The organism is Paenibacillus terrisolis, assembly GCF_056171975.1.
The window spans coordinates 133,926-159,204 of record NZ_JBKFGG010000003.1; the positions used below are offsets into that span (position 1 = coordinate 133,926).

Sequence of the window (25,279 nt, forward strand, 5' to 3'; positions counted from 1 at the left end):
ACCATATTTTACGCGCTGATGGGAATCTATTAATCTGTTAGAATAACGGAGATTCCTACTAAATACGGAAAGGAGTCCCTACTTCATGAAAAAGATCATGTCCACCCTCCTATTGGCGGCTATTTTAGTTGCCGTCGCCGTAACACAACAGGGACCTGCGTCTGCCGATAATTTGCCGTTTCAGGATATCGAAGGCAGCTTCGCAAAAGACGCAATCGTAAGGCTTAGCCAAAATCAAGTCATGAAAGGAACGTCCCCCACCCAGTTCTCGCCTGCCCGCTCCATTACCCGCGCCGAATTTATGACAACGCTCATCCGAATTCTCCATTTGGAGCCATCCAACTCCGCAGTTCCGGCTTACAGTGATGTTCCCAAAACATCCTGGTATTACGGAACCCTGCAGACGGCCACCGATGTCGGCCTGACCGAGGGACTGGGGGGCGGCATTTTTGCGCCAAACCAGCCGCTGACCAGGCAGGAAGCCGCCGCTTGGATAGTCCGGGCCTTGAAACAAAAGACCAGCTCTGCTTCGGCAGCCATCAATTATACGGATGCCGCCAAGGTAGCCGACTGGGCACGCCCATACATAGGTTCAGTTACTGAGCTTGGGCTGATGGAAGGAAGCGACGGTTATTTCTCGCCTCTACAGGCGTTGACAAGGCAGGAGACGGCGATGATCTTGGACCGAATTCTGCAAAACGACCGCTGGACCTCAGGGATTTCGGTGCAAGCCAAGCAGACCATTCAGATGGGCTGGCAGTATGGACAGTCCACCCAGGCCTATGAGCAATCCATCTCCAAATCGAATGTGAACGTGCTGGTGCCGAGATGGTTTTTCCTGGAGAGCGATGCGAGTATTTCGGATTCATCCGTCTCTTCGTTATTGACATGGGCACGACAAGGCAACAAACAAATTTGGGCCATGGTCGGCAATCGTTTCGATCAGGAAACCACTCATAAGCTTCTCGCTTCTCCGCAGCTATCAAGCGCCGCAATCGATAGATTGGCCTCATTCGTACAAACATACGGGCTGCAGGGGATTAATGTGGATTTTGAAAACGTGCAGGCTTCCGACCGCAGTTTGTATACCGGTTTTATCGCCAACTTGGCGGCTAAATTGGATTCGTTGAACGCCGTGTTGTCCGTTGACCTGCCGCCCGATCTTGGGAGTGATTGGTCCGACGCCTATGATTATGGTGAGCTTGGCAAGAGTGCCGATTATCTCGTAATTATGGCCTACGACGAGCATTGGAGCGGCGCCGAAGCCGGATCAGTATCCTCTTTGCCGTGGGTTCAAAGCCATATGGACAAGCTGCTCAAACAGGTGCCGGCCGAAAAAATGATTCTAGGCATGCCGCTGTACAACCGCGATTGGAGCCTAAACAACGCCGGAGCCACCGTCTCTTCGGAGGACATTTCGCTTCCGGAGCAGATGAGTAGGTTAGGCACATACGGAGTCAAGACGAAGTGGAATGACACGCTGGGGCAGTACACCGCATCTTACTGGAAATCCGGCATGACGCACAAACTTTGGTTAGAGGATGCCCGTTCGCTTTCCGAGAAGTACCGGCTTGGTACAAGCCGCGGGATCGCCGGGTATGCGTACTGGCATATCGGCGGAGAGACGACGGACATTTGGAATAGCTTAAAAAATGTGGCGAAATATGAGGGGTATAAGTTTTAATAGAAGAAATTAGAGACTATCCCAAAAGGGCTGTAATGGATGCGCAAATCCCAAATTTAGAACGAAAAAGCCTTCAAATCCTCTATCACAGTGGGTCTGAGGGCTTCTTATTGTTTGAAATTTCGGCTGTAATGGATGCGCAAAATCATAAAATGGCTTTTTGGACCGCCACCCGTAACGAATCGTATTGACGCTATTTCCTATTTTTCGGCGATTTCCCGTTCTAACGGACTCCACAGTCGTTATTTATCTCCAATGACCTCAAATCAGCCCACTTTCCCCTGAATAACGTCTCTACGATCCGTTAGAATTGTAAAACTCCCTTTTCGGGCAAAATAACGCCTCTTCAGTCCGTTACGGTTCCTTTGTCGCCTAACGGATCGAATTGGCGATTTCAAGTAGTTCTTGCTCGCTGTAGAGCGGGACAAATGTTCCGTTTTCGACTTTTAGGGACATTAGAGCATAGGTAAGACCGTCATGTCTCCAATACAGCGCACTAAAGAAATTTTGACTTTGAATCCAGGTTTGGGAGCCATTGTGCAGTTTGGCGCCTTTTCGGCCCTCCGGCTTTGTTGAATCCTTGGAATTAGACTCCGCCAAAACAAGCTCGAATCCCAATTTCTCGTTCGCATATACGATTTGATATAAATCAAACGGTGCCTTCACTTTGCCAACCGCTTCATGGGTTGCCTCAAACGGGACATTCGGCTGCTTGACAGTAAACGGAGCGGAGGCGACCACTTGCTCGAAAGGTTCAATGTCCTTATCCTCCGTCCATTTTGCAACCCCATCGCTGATCGATAAACCGGCAATGGCTTGCCCGGGTGGAATCGGAGTCGTTTTCGATTGGTCTGCAACCTCACTTTTACTGCATCCCGAAGCCATAAATAAAGCAAAGAGCAACAGCATTGCGCTCAGTCTCTTCATTTTTAGCCTCCACTAGAAATTCTGCCTACCGAGATCCCGGAAATCTGCGGCAATGGCTTCGACTTCGATCAGCAGATCGCCCCGAATCAGCTTGCCCACTTCAACCGCCGAACTGGCCGGAGGATTTTCCGTGTTGATATACTGGTCCCTGATCTCCCGAACCGCAGCCATTTGGGAGATGTCGGTCAGAAAAAAGGTTAGTTTGACTACATCCTCAAACGATGCCCCTGCCGCTTCCAGGGCAAGCCGGATATTTTCGAATACCTGCTTCGTTTGGGCGGAAAGATCCCCTACGCCGACAACTCGACCGGATTTATCCAAAGCCACTTGTCCGGAAATATACAGGGTTCTTGCGCCTTTGAACTCTGCAACATGCGAATAACCAAACGTTTGTGGCAATGTTTCCGGATTCGTAAAACGTATGTGCTTATTCGTTTCCATTTGCACTCCCCTTTCATGCTTGTTTCTATCCTATCAAAAAAATAACGAAATACCTGCAGCAACGCAAGCATTTCGTTATTTGTCAGGTTTAAACTCCGAAGGAAGCCGGATCCTTACGCCAGGATTTGAGCAGCTCCAGGTCTTCCGGTTTAATATCGCCGCGTTCCACGGCAACTTCGATCAGCGCCGCGTAGTTCGACAGTGTCTTAAGCGGAATTCCGGCTTCGGCAAAAGCCTGAACCGCTTTGTCCAACTGATAGCTGAAGATCGCCAGAACGGCCAGCGGCTCGGCCCCCGCATCGCGAACGGCCAGCGCCGCTTTGAGCGAACTGCCGCCGGTGGAAATCAAATCTTCGATGACGACAACCTTTTGACCCGGCTTGATCAGACCTTCGATTTGATTTTCCTTCCCGTGGCCCTTAGCTTTATCGCGGATGTAGGCCATCGGCAAGCCAAGCTTCTGTGCGGTAAACGCCGCATGCGGGATGCCCGCCGTTGCCGTTCCGGCGATCACTTCCGCATCGGGATAGGATTCGCGGATCGTTGCGGCGAATGATTCGGCGATCAGGTCCCGGATTTCCGGATAAGACATCGTAAGCCGGTTATCGCAATAAATCGGAGATTTGATCCCCGAAGTCCAAGTGAACGGCTGATGCGGGCGCAGCGCCACCGCGCCGATCTCGAGCAGACGGCTCGCCACCTGATTTTCGATTGCTTTGGCATCTATCATGACTCCATCATCTCCTCAATAATTTTTTCCGCAGCCTCCCGGGGACTGTGCGCCGCAATGATCGGACGTCCAACGACGATGAAATCCGTCCCGCGCCGGATGGCTTCACCCGGGGTCAAAGTTCTGGCTTGATCATCCGTCTGGCTGTTAGCCGGGCGGATTCCCGGCGTTACCGTCAGAAAAGCCCGCCCGCATTGCCCTTTGATGGCCGGCACTTCCAGCGCCGAGGCCACTACTCCGGAAAATCCGGCTTCCTGGGCCAGCGCCGCGTAGGACATCACGGATTGCTCCACCGAGCCCGGAATGCCGATTTCCCGGTTCAGCATCGTTTGATTCGTACTGGTCAGCTGCGTAACCGCGATAATATGCGGTTGCTTTAAGGAAGAATCGTTTTGAAGCGCGGTAAGCGCGCCTTCCTTAGCAGCCTTCATCATGGTAAGTCCGCCGGCCGCATGAACGTTGAACATATCGACGCCAAGCCGGGTCACGCTGTTTGCTCCGCCCTTGACGGTATTCGGAATATCGTGCATTTTCACATCCAAAAACACGGAGTAGCCCCGCTGCTTCAATTCGCGTATAAAATCCGGACCGGCCGCGTAAAAAAGCTGCATGCCCACCTTGATATAACAAGGGATGCCCTCCAAATCCCGGATCAGCTTTTGCGCCTGTCCGGCATCCGGAACATCAAGCGCCACCATCAGCCGTCCGGCGGCTTGTTCGAAAGAACTCAAGACGTTCTCCTCCTCAGACTTGCGGCTCCGAAGCGTGTGCTCCCGAGCCGCATTTGTTATCTCTTTTGTCGCTTGTACCATGCTTCGTGATCAAAAGCCGTTTTTTGAACTACCTCTTTCAATCAAGGTTCAAAAAACGGCTTTTCAGCACCGAGAAGGTTGCGTAAACCTGAAGAAGGAGGAGCGCAGTGTAGGAGAAGCCTACATGAGCACCGCACTTCGAAGGTGAACGCAAGATTCGATGCCGAATGATCTTCTTGACTATGCTTCGTGATCAAAAGCCGTTTTTTGAACTACCTTACAGTAGGGATGGCATGGCTTGGGATGAGAAGTTAATGGTCTGCAGCATCTCCAGCAGCGCGTGCACGGTGTCCAGCGAGGTCATGCAGAAGACGCCGTTCTCCACCGCTTCGCGGCGGATGCGGAAGCCGTCCCGCTGAGGTTCCTTCCCTTTGGTCAGCGTGTTGATGACGAAGTGCGCCTCCCCGCCCCGGATCAGGTCAAGGATGTTAGGCACTCCTTCCGTCAGCTTGTAGACCGTGCTTACGTGAATCCCGGCTTCGAGAAGCGCGGAAGCCGTGCCGTCCGTCGCGATGATTTTATAACCCAGGTTATAAAATCCTTTCAGAAGCTCGACCGCTTCTTCTTTATCCTTATCCGCTACGGTGGCGATGATCGCACCAGTCGAAGGAATTTTAATTCCCGCTCCGATCAGCCCTTTATACAGCGCTTTGGCGTACTGCGGATCACGGCCCATAACCTCGCCGGTCGACTTCATTTCCGGACCCAGCGTCGGTTCGACTCGGCGCAGCTTGGCGAAGGAAAAGACCGGCACTTTGACGGAAATCTGCTTGCTTTCCGGCCAGAGCCCCTCCTTGTAGCCCAAATCGCTCAGCTTGGTGCCGAGTATGCACCCCGTAGCCACGTTCGCCATCGGAATGTTTGTCACTTTGCTTAAGAAAGGAACGGTCCGCGAGGAACGCGGGTTGACCTCAATGACATACACTTCGTTTTTGTAGATGACGAACTGGATGTTGACGAGCCCGACCGTTTTCAGTTCCTTGGCGATTTTGACCGTGATGTCTACGATCTGTTCTTTCAGTTCGGCGGACAAATGCTGCGGCGGATATACGGCGATGGAGTCTCCGGAGTGTACCCCGGCGCGTTCGACATGCTCCATAATACCCGGAATCAACACTGTCTCGCCGTCGCAGATGGCATCCACCTCGACCTCTTTGCCAAGCATGTACCGGTCGATCAGCACCGGATGCTTCGGATTGATATTCACCGCTTGTTCCATATATCTCAACAATTCTTCGTCGGAGTAAACGATCTCCATCGCGCGTCCGCCAAGCACATAGGATGGACGCACCAGTACCGGATATCCGAGCGACTGGGCGGTACCCACGGCTTCGTCCACGGAAGTTACCGTGCTGCCTTTCGGCTGAGCGATGTGCAGTTTCGAGAGCAGCGCCTCGAATTTTTTGCGGTCCTCCGCTTCATCGATGCTCTCCAGGGAGGTTCCCAGGATGCGTACGCCTGCCGCCTGCAGCGGCGCCGCCAGATTGATGGCCGTTTGGCCGCCGAACTGGACGATAACGCCGATCGGTTTTTCTTCCTCGATGACATTCATGACGTCTTCGAAGAACAACGGTTCGAAGTACAACCGGTCCGAGGTATTGAAGTCGGTCGAAACCGTTTCCGGATTGTTGTTGATGATGACGGCCTCGTACCCCGCTTTTTGGATGGCCCAAACCGCGTGCACCGTGGAGTAGTCGAATTCGATCCCCTGCCCGATGCGGATCGGTCCCGATCCGAGTACAACGATCTTTTCTTTCCCGGTGCGAATCACTTCGTTTTCCGTTTCATAGGTCGAGTAGTAGTATGGCGTGGAAGCCTCAAACTCGGCGGCGCAGGTATCAACCATTTTGTAAACCGGACGCAACCCGTGTTCCTTGCGGAAGCTTGTGACTTCGGCTTCGGTCAAATGCGATCCGGAAGACTGGCCGATACCACGGAGCTCGGCGATGGCGCGGTCGGTAAATCCAAGCCGCTTAGCTTCGTACAGCGTTTCATAAGACAGCGTCATTTCCGAGGAAATATGCGCTTCGAACTGCACCAGACGTTCGATTTTATCCAGGAACCACCAGTCGATGCCGGTCAGATCATGAATCTCTTGAAGCTTGTAGCCGCGGCGGTACGCTTCTGCGATCAGGAACAGGCGCTCATCGTCCGCTTTGATCAGCCGTTCGTTCAGCGTGTCCGTGTCAAGCTTCTCCGCGTCTTTCAAATAGAGCCGATGCGTGCCGATCTCAAGGGAACGCACCGCTTTGTGGATCGACTCCTCGAACGTCCGCCCGATGGCCATTACTTCGCCGGTCGCTTTCATTTGAGTCCCTAGCTTGCGGTTGGCATGAACGAATTTATCAAACGGCCAGCGCGGAATTTTGCTGACAATATAGTCAAGCGTCGGTTCGAAGCAGGCGTAGGTTTGCCCCGTGACCGGGTTTACGATTTCATCCAAAGTATAACCAAGCGCGATTTTCGCCGCCATTTTGGCGATCGGGTAACCCGTCGCTTTGGAAGCGAGCGCCGATGAACGGCTGACCCGAGGGTTGACCTCGATGACATAATACTGGAAGCTTTGCGGATCCAGCGCGAACTGCACGTTGCAGCCGCCTTCGATGTTCAGCGCGCGGATGATTTTCAGCGATGCCGAACGCAGCATCTGATATTCTCGATCCGACAGCGTTTGGCTCGGCGCAACGACGATGCTGTCCCCGGTATGTACGCCCACCGGATCAAAGTTCTCCATGTTGCAGACAACGATACAGTTGTCGTTCGCATCGCGCATCACTTCGTATTCGATTTCCTTCAAGCCGGCGATCGATTTCTCAATCAGGCATTGGCCGATTGGGCTGTAGCGGATGCCGGAAGCAACCGTCTCGCGAAGCTCTTCTTCCGTGGCGCAAATTCCGCCGCCGGTGCCGCCAAGCGTATAAGCCGGGCGCACGATGACCGGGTAGCCGATTTCTTCCGCGAACTTAAGCGCTTCTTCCACCGTAGTGATGATCGTGCTCTCAGGTACCGGCTGTTCAAGCTCACGCATCAGCTCCCGGAACAAATCCCGGTCTTCCGCTTTTTCGATGGAGCTCAACTGGGTACCGAGCAGTTTCACGTTTTCACGCTCAAGCACACCCGCCCGGGCAAGCTCCACCGCCATGTTAAGGCCGGTTTGGCCGCCAAGGGTCGGCAGGAGTCCATCGGGACGTTCCTGACGGATGATCTGCGTCACGAATTCCAGCGTGATCGGCTCGATATATACCTTATCTGCCATATTTGTATCGGTCATGATCGTCGCGGGATTGCTGTTAATCAGCACGACTTCGACGCCTTCTTCCTTCAAGGCTTGGCAGGCCTGCGTTCCGGCGTAATCGAATTCGGCCGCCTGACCGATCACGATCGGACCGGAACCGATGACGAGAATTTTCTTGAGGTCTTTATTGATCGGCATGGGTTACAGATCTCCTTTCGCGATGATCAGCAGCTCCGCTTGGCGAGGCTTCTGCGGATGCTGACGTTTGTGCTCCCGGATCATATCGATGAAACGGTCGAACAGATAACCGTTATCGTAAGGACCCGGAGCGGCTTCCGGATGATACTGCACCGAAAAAGCCGGGTATTTCGTATGCTTCAAGCCTTCGATCGTCTTGTCGTTATTATTGATGTGCGTCACTTCCAGATCTGTTCCGGCAATCGAGGATTCCGTTACCGTGTAGCCGTGGTTCTGGGAAGTAATGTAGCAGCGCCCGGATTCCAGCTCTTTCACCGGGTGGTTGCCGCCGCGATGTCCGAATTTCAGCTTCTCGGTATCCGCGCCGCAGGCCAGCGCAAACAGCTGATGCCCCAGGCAAATGCCGAAGATCGGATATTCGCCGAGAAGCTCGGAAATCATCTTGGCCGCGTAAGGAACATCCTTCGGGTCCCCAGGGCCGTTAGTCAGCTGAATTCCGTCGGGATGCAGGCGGCGGATTTCCTCGGCCGTTGTGTCATGCGGGACGATAACCACGTCGCAGTCCCGTTTGTTCAGTTCGCGCAAAATTCCGCTCTTGGCGCCGAAATCCACGAGCACGATCCGCTCCTTGGAACCCGGGCTGCTGTATATGTGCCGGGTGGAGGTTCGTGCCACCTGATTGCGCAGCTCTTCGATGCTGGTAGCCAGCATCATCTCTTTAAGCTCCTCCACGGATTTCGAAGAGGTGGTCAAAATTCCTTTCATCGTGCCGTGATGACGGATGATCCGTGTCAGCATACGCGTATCGATATCGGTGATCCCCGGAATCCCGTATTCCTTCAAAAGATCGCCCAGGTTGTATTGCGCCCGCCAGTTGCTCGGGGTAGGCTCGTAGCGCCGCACGATAAATCCGTGAATCGAAGGGGTGATCGATTCGAAATCATCGCGCGAGATGCCGTAGTTCCCGATCAGCGGATAAGTCATCGTAACGATCTGTCCGCAGTACGAAGGGTCGGAAATGACCTCTTGATATCCCGTAATACCCGTATTAAAAACGACCTCGCCCGTTTTGTCGACTTCAGCCCCGAAAGATTTTCCGGTAAACAGCGTGCCGTCTTCCAACAACAATCTTGCCTGCATCCTCTAGCACTCCTTTGCGCTTAACTTTTCCATTTATTGCAATCTCTATAAACGCTTTTTCTTTGCTAAACCGGGCTATTTCTCGCTCCAAACCACTTTTCCGTCCACGATCGTGGTAACGGGCCAACCCTTCAGCTTCCATCCGGCAAAAGGCGTATTCCGCCCCTTGGATGCAAATGTCTCGGGATCCACCACCCGTTCCTCGCTCAAATCGACGATCGTCAGATCGGCAGGGGCTCCAGGCTTAATGCTTCCGGCGTTCAGTCCGAACACGCGGGCCGGATCGGCGGTCATTCTCTGCACCAGCATCGCGAGACTCCAGCGTCCTTCGGCAACAAACTTCGTGTACAGCAGCGGAAACGCCGTCTCGAACCCGACGATGCCAAACGGAGCCATCTGCATGCCCTTCGCTTTTTCCTCTGCGCTGTGCGGAGCATGGTCGGTTACGATCATGTCCAGCGTTCCATCCTCCAGCGCAGCGATGCAAGCCTCAACATCCCGCTTGGATCTAAGCGGAGGATTCATTTTCCAATTGGCGTCCAGTCCCGGAATATCATCATCCGTTAAAAGAAGGTGATGCGGGCAAACCTCGGCGGTCACGCTGATACCGACTTCCTTGGCCTGGCGGATCAACCGGATCGACTGTTCCGTACTGACATGGCACACATGGTAATGTACGCCCGTCGCTTCAGCAAGCAAAATATCGCGTCCGACATGGATTGCCTCCGACTCGTTCGGAATGCCTTTCAGCCCGTGTTTTCTGGCAAATTCGCCCTCGGCCACCGGCGCTCCCACCACAAGCGAGTTGTCTTCGCAATGCGCGACGACCGGCATTTCCAAGGCGGCTGCCCGGCTCATGGCATCTTTCATCATTTGCGCGTTTTGCACGCCAACCCCGTCGTCTGTAAATCCGACCGCACCGGCTTCTTTCAGAGCCGCAAAATCCGTAAGCTCCTGGCCCTGCTCGTTTTTCGTGATTGCCGCATATGGGAGGACATGAATCATCCCAAGCGCATCGGCTTTTCCCCGAACCCATTTTACCGTTTCCGGATTATCGGTCACCGGTTTTGTATTCGGCATGCAAGCGATGGTCGTATATCCGCCTTTGGCAGCCGATCTTGAGCCCGTTTCAATCGTTTCCTTATGCTCAAACCCCGGCTCGCGAAGATGAACATGCATATCGATAAATCCCGGTGCAACCAGTTTGCCGCCGGCGTCTATGGTCTGCCATTCCGGTGCGGAGCCGGTCGCAGCCTGCTCCTCTTCGGCTTTTTCTATCTTCTCGATTAGCCCGTCTTTGACGCTGATATGAGAAAGCTGCAAATCCCCGTTTTCGTTCAGGACAGCTGCATTTAGAATCCTAAGTCGCATGGTATCGATCATCCTCCGGTCATGTTCTAAGGTTTATTTCAAGGCTCTCTCCATCACGGCCATCCGAATCGGCACCCCGTTTTCCATTTGCTTGAAAATGCGCGATTGCGGATGCTCTACGACGGCGTCGTCGATTTCCACGTTCCGGTTTACCGGGGCCGGATGCATGATGATCACATGCGGAGCCAATTTGTCGGCTCTCTCCTCCGTTAATCCGTAGTGCAAGCGGTACTCTTCGGCGGACTTGAAAATCCCGTCCGTATGACGCTCAAGCTGCACGCGCAGCATCATGACCACGTCGGAGCAAAGCGCTTCGTCCATCGGCACGTAAGGGGCCACAGCCGCAAGCTCCGGCGCCTGCATATTTTCCGGCGCGCACAGCTTCACGTCGGCGCCGAATTTTTGCAGTGCCCATAAATTGGAGCGGGCCACCCGACTGTGTTTAATGTCTCCGATGATCGAAACCTTGAGTCCCTTCAGTTCGCCGAAATGGCGTTTCATCGTATACAGATCAAGCAGCGCTTGAGTTGGATGTTCATTGTTGCCGTCTCCCGCGTTGATCAGCGGCACGGAGATTTTGGGTGCGATCTCTTCGAGCATCCCAACCGGTTTCAGGCGAATTACTCCTGCTTCGATGCCCATCGATTCCAAGGTCCGCACCGTGTCATAAATCGATTCACCCTTCTCCACGCTGGAGACCGCGGCGGCAAAATTGAGCACCTGCGCGCCAAGCCGTTTTTCCGCCATTTCAAAAGAAAAGCGGGTCCGCGTGCTGTTCTCGAAAAACATGTTCGATACGAACCGGTCCTGCAGCACCGGAACTACCTTTTCAGAGCTCGAATCCCAATAAGCCGCACGGTCAAGAATCGAGGAGATTTCGGAGGCGCTCAAGTTTTTAAGCCCGAGCAAGCTGCGTTCCTTCACAACGGATGCCGTCATTGCCATCTCAGTTCGCCTCCCGGTGGTGCAGGATGCGGACGAGGTCTGTCCCGTCATATTCCTGAAGAAGCACTTCGATTTCTTCCGTTTTGGACGTTGGCACGTTTTTGCCGATATAATCGGCGCGAATCGGCAGCTCCCGGTGGCCGCGGTCGGCAAGAACCGCAAGCTGAATCGATTCAGGCCGCCCGCAATCCATGATCGCGTCCATGGCCGCCCGAATCGTGCGTCCGGTGTATAACACATCGTCGAACAGAATGATTTTTTTGCCTTGAATCGATACAGGGAATGAAGCTCTCTCCATGACTTGATCCGATTCCTCGCGGTCATCGCGGTAGAAGGTTACGTCAAGCTCTCCCCAGGGAATCACGGTTCCCTCGATCTCCTCCAATCGCTCTGCCAGCCGTTTGGCCAGGAATACGCCTCGAGTTTTGATCCCCGCAAGCACGCAGCCCTCGATCCCTTTGTTTCTCTCCAAAATTTCATGCGCAATTCTTGTAAGTGCCCGCCGAATCGCCGTCTCATCCATAATGACATGACTTTCGATGCTCAACATTCTGGCCTCCTTAAGGACATGGATTTCCACCTTCGTACCGTGATTGGCGCGTAAAAAAACTCCTTGCCGGATTCAGGCAAGGAGTCTCTAGTCACAGTGAATAACCATGACTGTCACTTGGGGCCGGAAGAAAACCGCGGTTTTCCCCTAAATCCCCATTCACGTTACCTTGCCAGCCTCACAGGACTGAATTAAAGGTGCTATTGATTTACATGAATTATGACAGAAGGAGGTTAGCCTGTCAAGACAATACGCCTGAAAATCATCGGCAGCCAAAACAAGGGTGGATAAACGCTGTCCCGCCGGGGTTGCTTATGAAATGATAATAGCCTTAAATAATTATACATTTCAGTTTATATTTATTCAACCATGTTTTTATCGATACTCTTTATTTAACCGAATAAAAGTCGTTCTTTATTCATCTTATTAATATTCAAAGTCCAAATGAACATCATTCATGCTGCATACCGATCGACAAAATGGAAGATCGATGGAAGGTATCAATCTAAACTATCCGTACGGCCTGCCGCTTTCGGGGCAAGATTAAGGAATCGGAAAATCAAAAAAGGCGAAGCAGGATATCCCTGCTTCGCCTTTTTCATAACCAATGAAATCTTTTGTTAAAATACAAACTTCAAATCGCCCAGCCGGCGTTTGATTTCCGCAATAACACGGCGCTCTTCTTCTTCTCCGTCAGCGGTAAATGTCACCGAGAAGCGGATAAAATGTCCAGCGTCGTCCCACGGTACGGTAGAGATCAATTTCTCGCGGATCAGGAATTGCGAAAAGTCCTCCGCCGTCGCAAACGCAGGCCCGCCTTCAACGGCCTTAGGCGCTTCTACGTACAGATAGAACGAACCCTTCGGCTTTTTGGCTTTGAATCCAAGTTCGTTTAAGGCGTCAACCAGCAAATTGTGGCGGCGCGAATATTTCAAAGCAATTTTATCCGTGATTTCGGGATGGGCCAATCCGTAAGCCGCTGCTTTTTGAATCGCGATAAACTGCCCGGAATCGTTGTTATCCTTCACATCGCTGAACGCTTTGACAACAAGCGGGTTCCCTACGACAAATCCGATTCTCCAGCCGGTCATATTGTAAGACTTGGACAAAGAATGAAGCTCCACGCCTACATCCTTTGCGCCCGGTACGGACAAAAAGCTGAACGGCTTTTCTCCGTCATACATCAAGCCGGCATACGGGGCGTCATGCACTACAATTACATGATATTTTTTAGCCCAAGCGACCACCTCGGAGAAAAACTCCTTGGTTGCGGTTGCTCCGGTCGGGTTATTCGGATAATTCAAATAAATCAGTTTGGCTTTGCGCGCTACTTCTTCCGGAATCGCGTTAAGATCCGGCAGAAAATTGCGATCCTCCGTCAATTGAACCGTATGCACTTCGCCGCCGAGATATTTCGTATGCGTTCCCATGATCGGATACCCCGGCACGGTCATGATCGTGATGTCTCCAGGGTTGATAAAGCACGATGGCAGCATGGCCAGCGCAGGCTTCGAACCGATGGAGTGCACGATCTCCGTTACAGGATCAATGCCGTCCACGCCGAACACGTCGCGCATATAAACAGCCGCCGCTTCTTTGAAATCGGGGATCCCGTTATCGGCATAACCGCGATTTTCCCGTTTCGCCGCTTCCTCGGCCAGTTTGGCTACAATGCCGGTATCGGCCATGTCGTCGGGTTCGCCGACGCCCATATCGATCAGTTCAATGTCGGGAAAATCCATTTTGGCCGCCGCTTTGGCGCGTTTGATTTTTTCAAATTTATAAATGTTGGTATCTTTACCGTAGTTGGCTCCGCCGATGCGTTCCGCGAATTGCTGCTGAATGTAGGTTTCTTGTTCATTGACTAAACTCATAAACCATCCATCTCCTTCATTAAATCTACCTTCTTAATAGTGCGGGAAGACGAGCTAATAGAGAATGGACTAATTACCGGATCGTTTGTACTTTTTGAACATGTCCGAAGTCGGTAATCCCATATAACCACTAGCAGGTCAACGATTTCTTAATGACAGAAGCACATGTTCCATATCTTCCGGGATCGGAGCGGAAAACTCAAGATAGCGCCCGTCCCCGGGATGAATAAATCCCAGTACGGCGGCATGCAGCGCCTGCCCGTCCATTTTGACGCCTTTGCTGCGGCCGTAGAGCGGGTCCCCGACCAACGGATGACCGATGAATTTCATATGAACGCGAATCTGATGCGTACGTCCGGTTTCCAGCTTCAGCTCGAGCAGCGTATAATCGCCAAACCGTTCGACCACCTGAAAATGGGTCACCGCGTGTTTGCTGTTGCGCTCCACAACCGTATACATTTTTCGGTCGTGTGGATCCCTGCCGATCGGAGCGTCCACGGTTCCCTGGTCATGGCTGACGTTGCCGTGGACGAGCGCAAAATATTTGCGCGTCACGGAATGCTCCTTAAGCTGCGCCGCCAGCGAGGCATGCGCTTTATCGTTTTTTGCCGCCATAATTAGCCCCGACGTGTCCTTGTCGATGCGGTGAACGATGCCGGGCCGCAGCTCGCCGTTGATGCCGGATAAATCCTTGCAATGGAACATCAGCGCATTGACTAGGGTACCGCCCGAATGTCCCGGAGCGGGGTGAACAACCATACCGCGGGGCTTATTGACAACAATGACATCCCCGTCCTCGAAATAAACGTCGAGCGGGATGTCCTCGGGCACAATTTCTGCGGACGCCGGCTCAGGAATCATCAGTGAGATTCTGTCGCCTTCAGCCACTTTGTAATTTGCTTTGACGGGCACTCCATTCACCTTCACATGCCCTTCTTCGATCCACAGCTGGATTTGACTCCGTGATACATCGTCGCCGAGCTGCTCTTTTACGTATTTATCAATCCGACTCTTGGCGGATTCCGCTTCTGCTGCCCAATCGAAGCTTTCATCCTCGGAATCGGTGATGAACCTGTCCAAATTCATATCTTCTCCTCATGTTCTTGCCCTGGTTGAGCCGAGCGTTTCTCACGGCGAATTTCCAAAAGCGAGTCAAAGATAATCAGCGCAACGCCAACGACAATGCTCGAATCGGCTGCGTTAAAAATCGGGAACGTATACGACCCGAAGTTAAGCTGCAAAAAATCAACGACTTCGCCGCTCACCGCCCGATCCAAAAAGTTGCCGACGGCCCCGCCCAAAACAAGCGAAAGCGCCACAGGCAGAAGTTTGTTCGGCCGGCGACTTACTCTGAGCAAATACCATATGATTCCCGCCACAACCAGCGTCGTAACGACGATAAAAAACCAGCGCTGGTCCTGCAAAATCCCGAATGCCGCACCGCGGTTGCGGGAAGAAGTAATCAGGAAAAAGTTGCCGATCACCGGAATTTGCTCCCCGATCGTCAGACCGGTTGCGATCAGGTACTTGGTTCCTTGGTCAATGAGAAAAACAATCAATGCAATCAGAAAATATACCACGCGGCAAGTCACCTCATCTTTGATTGCCCGCCGCCGCAATAACGGCAGGATTATCCACTTGTAAGCCTTGTATATTGTAGCACAGCCGCAATTCGCCCGTCCATGCACGAAAGGATTTTCCTTAGGTATTTCGGCTTGTTTTTGCGTAAAATACCGCTAAGAGAAGCCGATAAAGCCAAGGCTATGTCATTGAAAGGAGTACCCCAAATGTCGCACTTGACGAATAAGCAACTAAATCATCTGAAATCCAGTCTGGAAGAGGCCCGCAGCTCCTTGGAACGCAGTCTTGACCAAAACGATCACTACGGCATGGAAGGTTCGGTTCGCGACAACACCAGCGAGCTCAGCACCATCGACAACCATCCGGCCGACATCGGGTCGGAGGTGTATGAGCGGGGCAAGGACCTGGCACTGATCGAGCATGACGAACTGCAACTGACCCGCATCGAGAGCGCTCTCCGGCGAATGGCCGACGGCAGCTACGGCTATTGCGACGTTTGCGGAAAGGCGATTCGCTATGAGCGCCTTAAAGCTGTACCCGAGACAGCCTATTGTGTCAAGCACAGCCCGCAGCAATTCGTCTCGGCAAAACGTCCTATCGAGGAGCTTTTCCTGGATCCTCCATTTGGGCGGACAAGTCTCGACGAACATGAAGACCAGAACGGTTTTGACGGCGAGGACGCGTGGCAAATCGTGGAGAGCTACGGCACGTCCAACACTCCGGCATTCGCCGAGGATTCGGAAGTCGACGACTATAATGACATGGAGATCGAGGCCGCAAGCGAGCTCGACGGGTTTGTCGAACCGTACGAAAGCTTCGTGGCTACAGACATCTACGGCGAGAGTCAAAACGCGTTCTTTTTCCGCAATGGACAATACCGCAAGCATATGAGCGCAACCGAGCATCTGGAAAGCGAAGATTCGCTCGGCACCGGGCCTAATACGTATTAAGCTCAAGCTGCCGCTGAACGATCCGCACAATGTCGGCAATATAATCACCGATGATCGGCAGATTCAGTGCGCCAAGTACCTGAAGCACATAGATAATCGTCGCCGCGAAAAAAGTAAAGCCGATTGCGATGCCGACCCCTCTGGCGGTACCCGAAAGGATATTCAGCCAAATCAGGCGCCAGGGCCGGTTTAAAAGTTCGGTGTACTCCGCAATCCTTGATTTTTCCAGCTGCCTTGTCCAGTTCAGGGTGAGACGGTACAAAGCGTTCATTTGCTCTTCCGGCGTTTTCGGAAATTCCTCCCCCGGCGGTTCAGCAGCCGTTTTGCGACGAGTCATAAATATAGGCACCCCAATCCGATCATGTAATTTCAAAAATACAAACGAGCCCGGCCTTCCTTTTTTGAAAAAGGAAAGGCCCAAGCTCGTTCGTTATCGGTTGCTTCTATTATGGCCTTCCGGCCTTTTCTCCATTCAACCTCTCAATTCGCGCTCTGCAAGATTCAAATCACGCTTCGATATAAACGCCGATTTGCTTGCTGCCGAGGTCTACGTTCTCTACCTGTCCCTCCGGTTTTCCGAAAGCGACATCGGTAATCAATACGTTCTCCCGAAGAACATGTTCAAACGCCGTGATCGCAGCTTGGAGTTCATCATCGACGTCAAGCGTAAGATGAACCCGCTTTTCGATCGGCAGATCGAGCTTCTTACGGGTATCCTGCACCGCCCGGACCACTTCGCGAACCCAGCCTTCCTGTTCAAGCTCCGGCGTGATGTCCGTGTTCAACGCGACGGTCAAGCCGTAACCCGATGCCGAAGCGAAGCCCGGCTTCGCTTGCTTTTCGATCAGCAGTTCGTCTGCGGTGACCGAGAGCTCTTCGCCCTCCGGCGAAGTCACGTTCAACACGCCGCTCTCCACGATCGACCGCGTATTTTCCGCAGCCAGGTTTTTCAGGTAACCCTGCAGGAAACCGACGTTTTTGCCGTATTTCTTCCCGGCTACCTTCAGGTTCAGCTTCAGCGTGAAATCTACGAAGCCGCTGTCGCTGGTTTCGATATCGATCACTTTGACGTTGATTTCGTCCTTGATGATCTCCTCATATTCCGCCACCGCGAAATCACGGTCCATCGATACGATCAGGCTGGATAACGGCTGCCGCGTTTTGATCCCCGTTTCGTTGCGGACGTTGCGGGCCAGTTCGACGATTTGGCGCGCGCTTTCCATGTCTTCTTCCAAAGCAGGATCGATTAAGGCTTCATCCGCTTTCGGGTAATCGGCAAAATGAACGCTTTCCCCGCCGCCGAGATTGGTGAAAATATCTTCGGCCACCAGCGGCGCAAACGGAGCAATCAGTTGGGACAAGGTCAGCAGAACACCGGTCAATGTTTGGTAGGCAGACAGTTTGTCTTCGCCAAGGCCGCTGCCCCAGAAGCGGTCGCGCGAGCGGCGGATGTACCAGTTGCTGAGCTCGTCGATAAAGCTTTCGATCGCTTGGGAAGAATTAACGAAGTCGTTTACGGCCAGGCCTTTATCGACGGTGAGAATCAGGCTGTTCAGCCGTGAGAGAATCCAGCGGTCCAGCTTGCTGCCGGACGGACGGAAAAGATGCTCCTCCGGCTTGTAGCCGTCAATACCGGCATACAGCGTCAGAAACGCATGCGTATTCACGAGCGTATCCACTACTTTGGATTTCGCTTCGGCCACAATGCCTTTGGAGAACCGTTTGCTGTTCCAAGGCGCGCTGTCCGACAGCAGAGCCCATCGGAACGCGTCCGTGCCGAATTCATTGATGATTTCCCATGGGTCAATGACATTGCCTTTGGATTTGGACATCTTCTGCCCGTTTTCATCCAGCACATGTCCCGTTGCGATAACCGCTTTGTAAGGAGCTTTCCCTTTGAACAGCGTGGACACCGCCAAGAGGCTATAGAACCAGCCGCGCGTTTGGTCGATGCCCTCGCAAATCATATCCGCCGGGAACTGCTCTTCGAAGGTTTGTTCGTTTTCAAACGGATAATGGTGCTGCGCAAAAGGCATCGAGCCGCTGTCAAACCATACGTCGATCACTTCGCTCGTCCGCTCCATAACCCCGCCCTCGCAGTGCGGGCACTTCACTTTGACTTCGTCTACATACGGCTTGTGCAGTTCCAAATCCTCGCTAACGTGACCCACCGCGTGAGCGCGAAGGTCCGCCAAGCTGTGAGGCGCATATTGTCCGCCGCAGTCCGGGCACACCCAAACGTTAAGCGGCGTTCCCCAGTAGCGGTTGCGGCTGATGTTCCAGTCCACCAGCTCTTCGAGGAATTTGCCGAAGCGGCCTTCGCGAACATGCCCCGGATACCATTCCACGGTGTTGTTGTTGGCAATCAGCTGATCCTTGACCGCCGTCGTTTCGATGAACCAGCTTTCCATCGCGTAGTAGAGCAGCGGCGATTTGCAGCGCCAGCAGAATGGGTAGCTGTGCTCGTATTTTTCTTTGCTGTAAAGGAGCCCTTTCTCCGACAGCGTTTTGACGATATCCAGATCGCAATCCTTCACGAAACGTCCGGCAAAATCGCTGACGGCATCCGTGTATCGGCCTTGACCGTTTACCACGCTGACAAAGCTGATGCCGTTTTCGCGGCATACGCGATAGTCGTCTTCACCGTGAGCCGGGGCCATGTGAACGATCCCCGTACCGCTGGCGTCCGTCACGAAGGAAGCGCCTACGATCACATTGATTTTCTCGGCTTGGATATAGCCAAACGGCGGCGTATAGGTTTTGCCGACGAATTCGGAGCCTTTATGGATCGACTCCACGGTATAATCGCCTTTCATGACCTTCTCGACCAGGTTTTTGGCTACGATATACACGCCGTCTTCCTGTTTCACTTTGGCGTACTCCATGTCCGGGTTTACGGCAAGCGCTACGTGAGCAGGCAGCGTCCAAGGCGTCGTGGTCCAGGCCAGCACATACTCGCCGGTATCATGCAGCTTGAATTTCGCGGTCGCGCTGAGATCCTTCACGTCCTCGTAGCCCTGAGCCACTTCATGAGAGCTCAGAGAGGTTTGGCAGCAAGGGCAATACGGGCTGACGCGGTGCCCGCGGTACAGCAGCCCCTTGTCATGAATCGTGGCTAAAATGTTCCACACGCTTTCGATGTAAGTGTTGTTGAGCGTAATATACGGATCGTCGAGATCGGTCCAGTATGCGATCGCTTCGGTGAATTCCCGCCACTGCTTTTCGTAGCCGAACACACTGTCTTTGCATTTCTTGACGAATTCCTCGATGCCGTATTTTTCAATATCCTGTTTTCCGGAGATACCAAGCTCTTTCTCCACGCCCAGCTCAACCGGCAATCCGTGCGTATCCCAGCCGGCCTTGCGAACGACGCGATATCCCTTCATCGTCTGATAGCGGCCGACAAAATCTTTGATAACCCGGCCCAAAACGTGCCCGATATGAGGAAGTCCATTTGCCGTAGGCGGCCCTTCGTAAAATACGTAGTTGGGACGGCCCTCCCGGTTTTCGATACTGCGCTTGAACGTATTTTCCCGATCCCACTTCTCCAAAATGCGCAGGTCGCGTGTACGCGCATGTTCTTTGACATCCACTTTTTTCATGGTTTTCAATGACTTCCTTTCGTTTAGCTAAAATAAAAAAAGCCCCGCCCCCAAAAGGGACGAGACTTGGCTCGCGCTACCACCCTTGTTCCATGACTCTGCACATATAAACAACCATGCAGCGAAGTCATGACAACTCCATCCCATACGCTTCATATGGGGCCGGAATAACGGCCGACAGCCGGCAAAACTTACAATTCCCTCGGGCAGCAGACTTTCGCAAGTCCGGCTTCCTTCGGAAAATTCAGTTTGGCTTCTCCGGGAGGATATTCCGACTGCAGCTTGAACATTGGCTTTCAGCATTTCGCCAACTCTCTGAGGATCAACCACGCAGCGTACTGGTTCCCATCATCAAATCACTATGCAAAATATTCAACTCTTCGATATGTTATTATTTATAACTTATCCGTACGCCACATGTCAACCTTGGCGGACGCCCAGCTTAGTACATCTCTTTGGCTTCGCGGTCATGCTCGTACAAACGATCGCGATCCCGGTCACGATCGCGGTCTCTTTCACGATCCCGGTCACGATCCTCTAAGGTTTCCCAGCTATCGCTGCTTAACAAGTCCAGTTGCGCTTCAACCAGCGTGCGGAAGCGGGCGCGGTAAATGGAAGCCTGCTTCTTGAGCTCTTCCACTTCCATGGCGATCTTGCGCGATTTGGACAACGACTCGTTGACGATCCGGTCGGCGTTTTTTTCCGCTTCCTTCACGATCAGCTGCGCTTCTTTCTTCGCATTGTTTTTCACTTCGTCGGCGGCTTCTTGAGCCACGATGATCGTCTTGCTTAATGTTTCTTCAATATTAGCAAAATGATCCAGCTTATCCTGCAAAGCGATCAATTGGTTGTGCAGCTCTTTGTTTTCCCGAATCACGATTTCATAATCTTTGATTACCTGATCGAGAAATTCGTTAACTTCGTCTTCATCGTAACCACGAATACGTCTAGAGAATTCCTTGTTATGTATGTCCAGCGGCGTTAATGGCATGATCCGCACCTCCTGTGAATTTGGCAACTCCCGCAAGAAAAGCAGTGTCACATTTTCATTTTCAACGATTTTCAACGTTTCATTCATGAACATATTTCGATCTATAATTTCGACAATAATCCACGAACTCCTGCAAAGAGTTCAGATAAATTTGCCGATTTTGACACGGTATCTTCCTTTTTTCGTCAAACCGTCCATCTCAAGCACTTTGAACCGTCCGAAGCCTTGCAGCGCAACGACATCTCCGGCCTTTAACGGCTTGGAGGGATCCTCCTCCGTTTTCCAGTTGACGCGGCAGCGGCCGGCTTTGATCGGAATCAGCACCTTGCTGCGGCTTAAACGGAACACATCGCTGACGATGCCGTCGAGCCGCAGGGAAGCAACCGTCAAGTCATGAGGCTCCAGCTCTTTTTCCGCAGTTTGCAGTTCGCCGATTTCCAGCAGTTCCGTCATAATGCCAACCCGGTGCACTTGACGAAGATTTGTATCGAGAAACGGGGCGATATCTTCTGCCACCACCACGTGGCATCCGTCCTCCCGGACATGAATATCCCCGATTTTGTCGCGTTTAAGCCCCAGTCCCAAAATCGCGCCCAGATAATCCCCATGCTGCAGCTCGATAAATTTCTGATCTCCGGACGTAATGCTGAGTACCTTTAGTCCCAACGGTTCTTGAGCCAAATCCCGATAATCGGGAGCAATAATGGCCCGTTTCCGTTCAGCCCCGTCAAATCCCCCGTCGAGCCTGACGGCCACATCGGGATGGCGGTTGGCTAAAGACTCCAATATATAGCACTGCCGCGGATCCAGGAAGTCGCTTCGCTTGACTTCATGATAATCCCCGGCATTGACAACCCACTCTGACGCCCGATCTACGAACGGGCGCTCTTCCGGCTTGAAATGGTCGTAAATATCTTCTCGCATCTCGCTCACGCTACCCAAAAATGTACAGAACGATGCCTTTTAAGCCAATGGATGCGAGCCAAAGCGTTACCAACGCTACGATTGGCGAAAAGTCCATCATTCCCAGTGGCGGGACGAATCTGCGAAAAGGAGCCAAAAACGGCTCTACCAGCTTGCCGAGCAGTTGACCGATAAAGCTCTCCCGTACGTTCGGAACCCAAGACATGAAAATATAAATAATAATCATGTACTGATAAATCGTGTAAAGCAAGTCAATGAAGTTGATTATTGCATATTCCAAGCTGACTTCACCTCATTCTGTTGTAATCTAGATCCTCCGTCAGGATCTCCGTGATAGAGCCTTGAATTTCCACCGTATCCGGCGTGCACAAGAAAATATTGCCTCCGATTTTGGAAATACTGCCGCTAAGCGCATAAATCGTTCCGCTCAGAAAATCGATGATTCGCATGGCCTGATCATTACGCACCCGCTGCAAATTCACGACAACCGACCGGTGAGAGCGCAGATGATCGGCAATTTCCTGGGCCTCATCATACGAGCGTGGTTCGTAAAGGATCACCTTCACGTTTTTTTGGGAATGAATGCTCACCACATTATTTCCCTTCTGATTTCTACGCGGCTCGAAGCTTGGGGTTTCAAGTTCCGGCTGTTCATGTTCTGACACCCCTTCGCGCTCTACGATTTCCTCTTCTTCCTGCAGCCCTAGAAAGCCCATGAACCGGTTCATTACTCCCATTACGTCTCTTCCCCTTTCCCCACTAAAAGAGTACCAAGGCGCACCCATGTCGCCCCTTCTTCAATCGCCACTTCAAAATCTCCCGACATGCCCATCGATAATTCGGTCAGCGGTTCTTTGGTCAAGCCTTGCTCATTCAGCTTGTCCCGAAGCTCCCGCAGTTCGCGAAAAACCGGTCTGGTCAGCTCCGGATCGTCTTCGATCGGCGCCATCGTCATGAGCCCGATGATTTTCACCCGGGTAAGTCCGGCCGCCTCTCTGAGAAAATCCGCCGCCGCGTCCGGTTCAAGCCCCTGCTTGGAAGATTCGCCGGAAACGTTAATCTGCAAAAATGCCTGGATCGTAACATCCTCTGCGATAGCCCGCTTCTCCAACTCATTGGCAAGAGAAATCCGATCCAGCGAGTGAATATATTGAAATTTTCCAATGATGTCTTTGACTTTATTACTCTGCAAATGGCCGATAAAATGCCAAGTGCCGCGTCCGTCCAACGCTTCCCATTTCGGCAGCGCCACTTGCGGCCGATTCTCGCCGATATGTTCGATCCCTTCATCCAGGACTTTGCCTGTCATCCCGGCCGAAACATATTTGGTTACGGCTACGACATGAACGTCCTCACGTCTCCGTCCGCTGCGCTCGCAAGCTGCCTCAATGAGGCGTTCCACTAGTTCTATCCGTTCTTTAAGCGACAAAGAAAGGATCACCTCTCTTTCAAACCAATCCAGCTGGCCATCCTTCCCGTAACCCCGCCCTGCTTGCGGTAAGAGAAAAAATATTCCGGATGGCAGCTTGTACACCACGTTGTACATTCGATATGAGTCGGCAATATTCCTGCTTTTATCATAATGATTCGATTCATTTCTTTCAAGTTCAGCATCATCCTATCCGCGTGGATAGAAGGCGAAGCGATCCGACCTTCATCCTCTTTCGCCCCGACCGCCTCAAGCGACTCGCGAACCCGTCCCATGACCGTTTCATCCACTTCGTAACAGCATTCCCCGATGCTCGGGCCAATAGCCGCCAGCATATCGTCCGGATTACTACCGTATTCCTCCCGCATCGCTTCGATGATCCGCCCGGCAATTCGCTGAACGGTTCCCTTCCACCCGGCGTGCGCGAGCCCGACAACCTTTCGGACAGGATCAAAAAAGTAAAGCGGCACGCAATCCGCATAAAAAGAGGTAAGCAGAACGCCCGGCACATTGGTGACCAGGCCGTCCGTCTCCTGAAAGGCGCTGCTCCGGTCCAGATAACCTTTGCCACGGTCTTCGGCTCCAATGATAGCGATTTTTTTACCGTGCACCTGCTCCCCACAGGTCCAAGCCGCGGGCGCAAACCCAAGCTCCCCAGCAAGGCGGTTCCGGTTCTCGAGCACCAGTGCCGGGTCATCGCCGACATGAAAGGCAAGATTCAAGCTATCGTAAGGAGGAAGAGAGACGCCCCCGCCTCTCCCGGTAAACCCTGCGCTAACCTCCGGAAACCGGCGGTTCCACGCTTCAAGCTCAAAACGTTCCGGCTGCTCCATAGGATTCCTAATAAATGGCTCCATCATCCATTCCTCCGTTATAATTGGCAAGTCTACTTCCAGTGTACCATAACGGCGGACACTCGCGTTTGTCTCCAGCTTTTAATTTCGGCGTTCGGCTCGCCCATCCCGGTCGATATACACTGTCGTTTCATACTGCGGCTGTACTCGTGTTTCCCGCAGTTCATCCATTTTGACCAGGACAACGTCAGAACCGATCTTCACAATATTTTTCCACGGGATGATCAGATCGCTTCCACCGCCAAACAACCCCATAAACTTTGTATTTACGGGAACAACAATCGCCTCGATTATCCCCTGGCGCAAATCAAGTTCAAGATCGCTGATATGCCCCAGCCGCTTCCCGTCCACTACATTGATAACATCCTTCGTTTGGAAATCGGATATTTTCATACTGGCCCTCACCACATTATCCATGATATAACGCCCCCATCCGGCAAAATCCAATCATCATGCATTGCACAAATTAAACCCAAAGCCATTTTCCGCCGCTCACCCCTATATATATGTTTCATGTCTAAAAAAATTAAGCAAAAGAAAATCGGCTCAACTTGAGGCTCAACCTGGAAAGCAGCACTTGCCGTTTGATCGACGAGTAAACGAAGTTTTTGAGGGTTAACGAACTACTAGGGGGGCTTAGCCTTATTCACGCTCAAAGCAGCGTTTCATCGCTCTAACGGATCGTAAAGACTTTATTTGCCCCGCAAAGCAGCATTTCATACTCTAACGGATCGTAGACACCTTATTTAGCCCCTAGTAACCAAAAACTTGTGTTTTAGGCCAAATAAGGGCCGTGGAGTCCGTTACATTTCTCCAACGATCGGTTTCAACGTAATAACGGCATTTAGATCCGTTAGAATTTTAGCCTTCACTTCTTTTTCTTGCCAGCGATCGCAGGCCCAAACTGGTTCGCAGCTGCTCCCCCACCACCACTACTGCCTCATTCAGGTCCCGCGACGCGGGGCCATTTTTAATGTCCAGCGATCCCAAACGGTAAAGTGGTGAAGAGCAGCGTAGAGAAAGTTTGGAGCCGAAGAAACG

General features: G+C 52.4%; 24 protein-coding genes and 1 other annotated feature. Of the genes, 2 read left to right on the plus strand and 22 right to left on the minus strand.

What is annotated here, in order from left to right; genetic code table 11:
- Positions 1–85 precede the first annotated feature (85 nt).
- Entirely contained in the window at positions 86–1,684 is a 1,599-nt protein-coding gene (locus ACI48K_RS04000; protein WP_475026346.1) for a glycosyl hydrolase family 18 protein, read from the plus strand.
- Positions 1,685–2,056: 372 nt separating this feature from the next.
- On the opposite strand, the gene ACI48K_RS04005 is transcribed toward ACI48K_RS04000, so the two are convergent.
- The 12 genes from ACI48K_RS04005 to lspA form a co-directional block, all read right to left on the minus strand.
- A complete protein-coding gene (locus ACI48K_RS04005) occupies positions 2,057–2,611 on the minus strand; it encodes a hypothetical protein (protein ID WP_475026347.1) in 555 nt (184 codons plus the stop codon).
- Between the two features lie 12 nt (positions 2,612–2,623).
- Positions 2,624–3,052 (minus strand): RidA family protein, encoded by a 429-nt coding sequence (locus ACI48K_RS04010; RefSeq protein WP_475026348.1) that lies wholly within the window; start codon positions 3,050–3,052, stop codon positions 2,624–2,626.
- Positions 3,053–3,140: 88 nt separating this feature from the next.
- Positions 3,141–3,782: an orotate phosphoribosyltransferase gene (gene pyrE / locus ACI48K_RS04015; protein WP_475026349.1), complete on the minus strand. Its 642-nt coding sequence runs from the start codon at positions 3,780–3,782 to the stop codon at positions 3,141–3,143.
- Positions 3,779–4,513, minus strand: coding sequence for an orotidine-5'-phosphate decarboxylase (pyrF, locus tag ACI48K_RS04020; protein WP_475026350.1), 735 nt, complete (start codon positions 4,511–4,513; stop codon positions 3,779–3,781). The genes pyrE and pyrF overlap by 4 nt, the downstream gene beginning before the upstream one ends.
- Before the next feature lie 298 nt (positions 4,514–4,811).
- The gene (gene carB, locus ACI48K_RS04025; protein WP_475026352.1) at positions 4,812–8,027 is read right to left on the minus strand and encodes a carbamoyl-phosphate synthase large subunit; all 3,216 of its coding nucleotides are present in this window, start codon (positions 8,025–8,027) and stop codon (positions 4,812–4,814) included.
- A gap of 3 nt (positions 8,028–8,030) precedes the next feature.
- Positions 8,031–9,167, minus strand: coding sequence for a glutamine-hydrolyzing carbamoyl-phosphate synthase small subunit (gene carA / locus ACI48K_RS04030; RefSeq protein WP_475026353.1), 1,137 nt, complete (start codon positions 9,165–9,167; stop codon positions 8,031–8,033).
- Between the two features lie 75 nt (positions 9,168–9,242).
- Complete coding sequence (locus tag ACI48K_RS04035; protein WP_475026354.1) at positions 9,243–10,538, minus strand: dihydroorotase; 1,296 nt, start codon at positions 10,536–10,538, stop codon at positions 9,243–9,245.
- A 33-nt stretch (positions 10,539–10,571) separates the two neighbouring features.
- Entirely contained in the window at positions 10,572–11,483 is a 912-nt protein-coding gene (locus ACI48K_RS04040; protein WP_475026355.1) for an aspartate carbamoyltransferase catalytic subunit, read from the minus strand.
- Between the two features lies 1 nt (position 11,484).
- Positions 11,485–12,030 (minus strand): bifunctional pyr operon transcriptional regulator/uracil phosphoribosyltransferase PyrR, encoded by a 546-nt coding sequence (pyrR, locus tag ACI48K_RS04045; RefSeq protein ID WP_475026377.1) that lies wholly within the window; start codon positions 12,028–12,030, stop codon positions 11,485–11,487.
- A gap of 623 nt (positions 12,031–12,653) precedes the next feature.
- Positions 12,654–13,907, minus strand: a complete 1,254-nt coding sequence (locus tag ACI48K_RS04050; protein WP_475026356.1) for an LL-diaminopimelate aminotransferase — start codon at positions 13,905–13,907, stop codon at positions 12,654–12,656.
- A 138-nt stretch (positions 13,908–14,045) separates the two neighbouring features.
- Positions 14,046–14,993 carry an RluA family pseudouridine synthase gene (locus ACI48K_RS04055; protein WP_475026357.1) on the minus strand — a complete coding sequence of 316 codons (948 nt, stop codon included), beginning with the start codon at positions 14,991–14,993 and terminating at the stop codon, positions 14,046–14,048.
- On the minus strand, positions 14,990–15,487 hold the full coding sequence (gene lspA, locus ACI48K_RS04060; RefSeq protein WP_475026358.1) for a signal peptidase II: 498 nt from the start codon (positions 15,485–15,487) through the stop codon (positions 14,990–14,992). The genes ACI48K_RS04055 and lspA overlap by 4 nt, the downstream gene beginning before the upstream one ends.
- A gap of 207 nt (positions 15,488–15,694) precedes the next feature.
- Between lspA and ACI48K_RS04065 the strand changes: the two genes are divergently transcribed.
- Positions 15,695–16,438 (plus strand): TraR/DksA C4-type zinc finger protein, encoded by a 744-nt coding sequence (locus ACI48K_RS04065; protein WP_475026359.1) that lies wholly within the window; start codon positions 15,695–15,697, stop codon positions 16,436–16,438.
- Here ACI48K_RS04065 and ACI48K_RS04070 read toward each other — a convergent pair.
- From ACI48K_RS04070 to ACI48K_RS04115, 10 genes are all read right to left on the minus strand, one after another.
- A complete protein-coding gene (locus ACI48K_RS04070; protein WP_475026360.1) occupies positions 16,425–16,775 on the minus strand; it encodes a DUF5665 domain-containing protein in 351 nt (116 codons plus the stop codon). The genes ACI48K_RS04065 and ACI48K_RS04070 overlap by 14 nt on opposite strands.
- Before the next feature lie 169 nt (positions 16,776–16,944).
- Positions 16,945–20,040 carry an isoleucine--tRNA ligase gene (gene ileS / locus ACI48K_RS04075; RefSeq protein WP_475026361.1) on the minus strand — a complete coding sequence of 1,032 codons (3,096 nt, stop codon included), beginning with the start codon at positions 20,038–20,040 and terminating at the stop codon, positions 16,945–16,947.
- Positions 20,041–20,092: 52 nt separating this feature from the next.
- Positions 20,093–20,401, minus strand: a binding site (T-box leader).
- Between the two features lie 81 nt (positions 20,402–20,482).
- Positions 20,483–21,031, minus strand: a complete 549-nt coding sequence (locus tag ACI48K_RS04080; protein ID WP_475026362.1) for a DivIVA domain-containing protein — start codon at positions 21,029–21,031, stop codon at positions 20,483–20,485.
- Positions 21,032–21,172: 141 nt separating this feature from the next.
- Entirely contained in the window at positions 21,173–21,955 is a 783-nt protein-coding gene (locus ACI48K_RS04085; protein WP_475026363.1) for a YlmH family RNA-binding protein, read from the minus strand.
- Between the two features lie 10 nt (positions 21,956–21,965).
- Positions 21,966–22,235 (minus strand): YggT family protein, encoded by a 270-nt coding sequence (locus ACI48K_RS04090; RefSeq protein WP_475026364.1) that lies wholly within the window; start codon positions 22,233–22,235, stop codon positions 21,966–21,968.
- A gap of 7 nt (positions 22,236–22,242) precedes the next feature.
- Positions 22,243–22,692: a cell division protein SepF gene (locus ACI48K_RS04095; RefSeq protein WP_475026365.1), complete on the minus strand. Its 450-nt coding sequence runs from the start codon at positions 22,690–22,692 to the stop codon at positions 22,243–22,245.
- Positions 22,692–23,384 (minus strand): YggS family pyridoxal phosphate-dependent enzyme, encoded by a 693-nt coding sequence (locus ACI48K_RS04100; protein ID WP_475026366.1) that lies wholly within the window; start codon positions 23,382–23,384, stop codon positions 22,692–22,694. Before ACI48K_RS04100 ends, ACI48K_RS04095 begins: the two co-directional genes overlap by 1 nt.
- Positions 23,385–23,392: 8 nt before the next feature.
- Positions 23,393–24,241 carry a peptidoglycan editing factor PgeF gene (gene pgeF / locus ACI48K_RS04105; RefSeq protein WP_475026378.1) on the minus strand — a complete coding sequence of 283 codons (849 nt, stop codon included), beginning with the start codon at positions 24,239–24,241 and terminating at the stop codon, positions 23,393–23,395.
- A 78-nt stretch (positions 24,242–24,319) separates the two neighbouring features.
- Positions 24,320–24,655, minus strand: coding sequence for a YlmC/YmxH family sporulation protein (locus tag ACI48K_RS04110; RefSeq protein WP_475026367.1), 336 nt, complete (start codon positions 24,653–24,655; stop codon positions 24,320–24,322).
- 444 nt (positions 24,656–25,099) lie between these two features.
- On the minus strand, positions 25,100–25,279 hold a 180-nt coding region (locus ACI48K_RS04115; protein ID WP_475026368.1), incomplete at its 5' end, for a hypothetical protein.

Bases quoted from the DNA above. Each gene is read 5' to 3' on its own strand.
- ileS (WP_475026361.1), bottom strand. From the start codon at position 20,040: ATGAAAAAAGTGGATGTCAAAGAACATGCGCGTACACGCGACCTGCGC.
- pgeF (WP_475026378.1), bottom strand. From the start codon at position 24,241: ATGGAGCCATTTATTAGGAATCCTATGGAGCAGCCGGAACGTTTTGAG.
- ACI48K_RS04005 (WP_475026347.1), bottom strand. From the start codon at position 2,611: ATGAAGAGACTGAGCGCAATGCTGTTGCTCTTTGCTTTATTTATGGCT.
- ACI48K_RS04110 (WP_475026367.1), bottom strand. From the start codon at position 24,655: ATGGATAATGTGGTGAGGGCCAGTATGAAAATATCCGATTTCCAAACG.
- ACI48K_RS04070 (WP_475026360.1), bottom strand. From the start codon at position 16,775: ATGACTCGTCGCAAAACGGCTGCTGAACCGCCGGGGGAGGAATTTCCG.
- pyrE (WP_475026349.1), bottom strand. From the start codon at position 3,782: ATGATAGATGCCAAAGCAATCGAAAATCAGGTGGCGAGCCGTCTGCTC.
- carB (WP_475026352.1), bottom strand. From the start codon at position 8,027: ATGCCGATCAATAAAGACCTCAAGAAAATTCTCGTCATCGGTTCCGGT.
- ACI48K_RS04000 (WP_475026346.1), top strand. From the start codon at position 86: ATGAAAAAGATCATGTCCACCCTCCTATTGGCGGCTATTTTAGTTGCC.
- ACI48K_RS04050 (WP_475026356.1), bottom strand. From the start codon at position 13,907: ATGAGTTTAGTCAATGAACAAGAAACCTACATTCAGCAGCAATTCGCG.
- carA (WP_475026353.1), bottom strand. From the start codon at position 9,167: ATGCAGGCAAGATTGTTGTTGGAAGACGGCACGCTGTTTACCGGAAAA.
- ACI48K_RS04010 (WP_475026348.1), bottom strand. From the start codon at position 3,052: ATGGAAACGAATAAGCACATACGTTTTACGAATCCGGAAACATTGCCA.
- ACI48K_RS04040 (WP_475026355.1), bottom strand. From the start codon at position 11,483: ATGGCAATGACGGCATCCGTTGTGAAGGAACGCAGCTTGCTCGGGCTT.
- ACI48K_RS04065 (WP_475026359.1), top strand. From the start codon at position 15,695: ATGTCGCACTTGACGAATAAGCAACTAAATCATCTGAAATCCAGTCTG.
- ACI48K_RS04055 (WP_475026357.1), bottom strand. From the start codon at position 14,993: ATGAATTTGGACAGGTTCATCACCGATTCCGAGGATGAAAGCTTCGAT.
- ACI48K_RS04035 (WP_475026354.1), bottom strand. From the start codon at position 10,538: ATGCGACTTAGGATTCTAAATGCAGCTGTCCTGAACGAAAACGGGGAT.
- ACI48K_RS04095 (WP_475026365.1), bottom strand. From the start codon at position 22,692: ATGGGAGTAATGAACCGGTTCATGGGCTTTCTAGGGCTGCAGGAAGAA.
- ACI48K_RS04085 (WP_475026363.1), bottom strand. From the start codon at position 21,955: ATGCGAGAAGATATTTACGACCATTTCAAGCCGGAAGAGCGCCCGTTC.
- ACI48K_RS04080 (WP_475026362.1), bottom strand. From the start codon at position 21,031: ATGCCATTAACGCCGCTGGACATACATAACAAGGAATTCTCTAGACGT.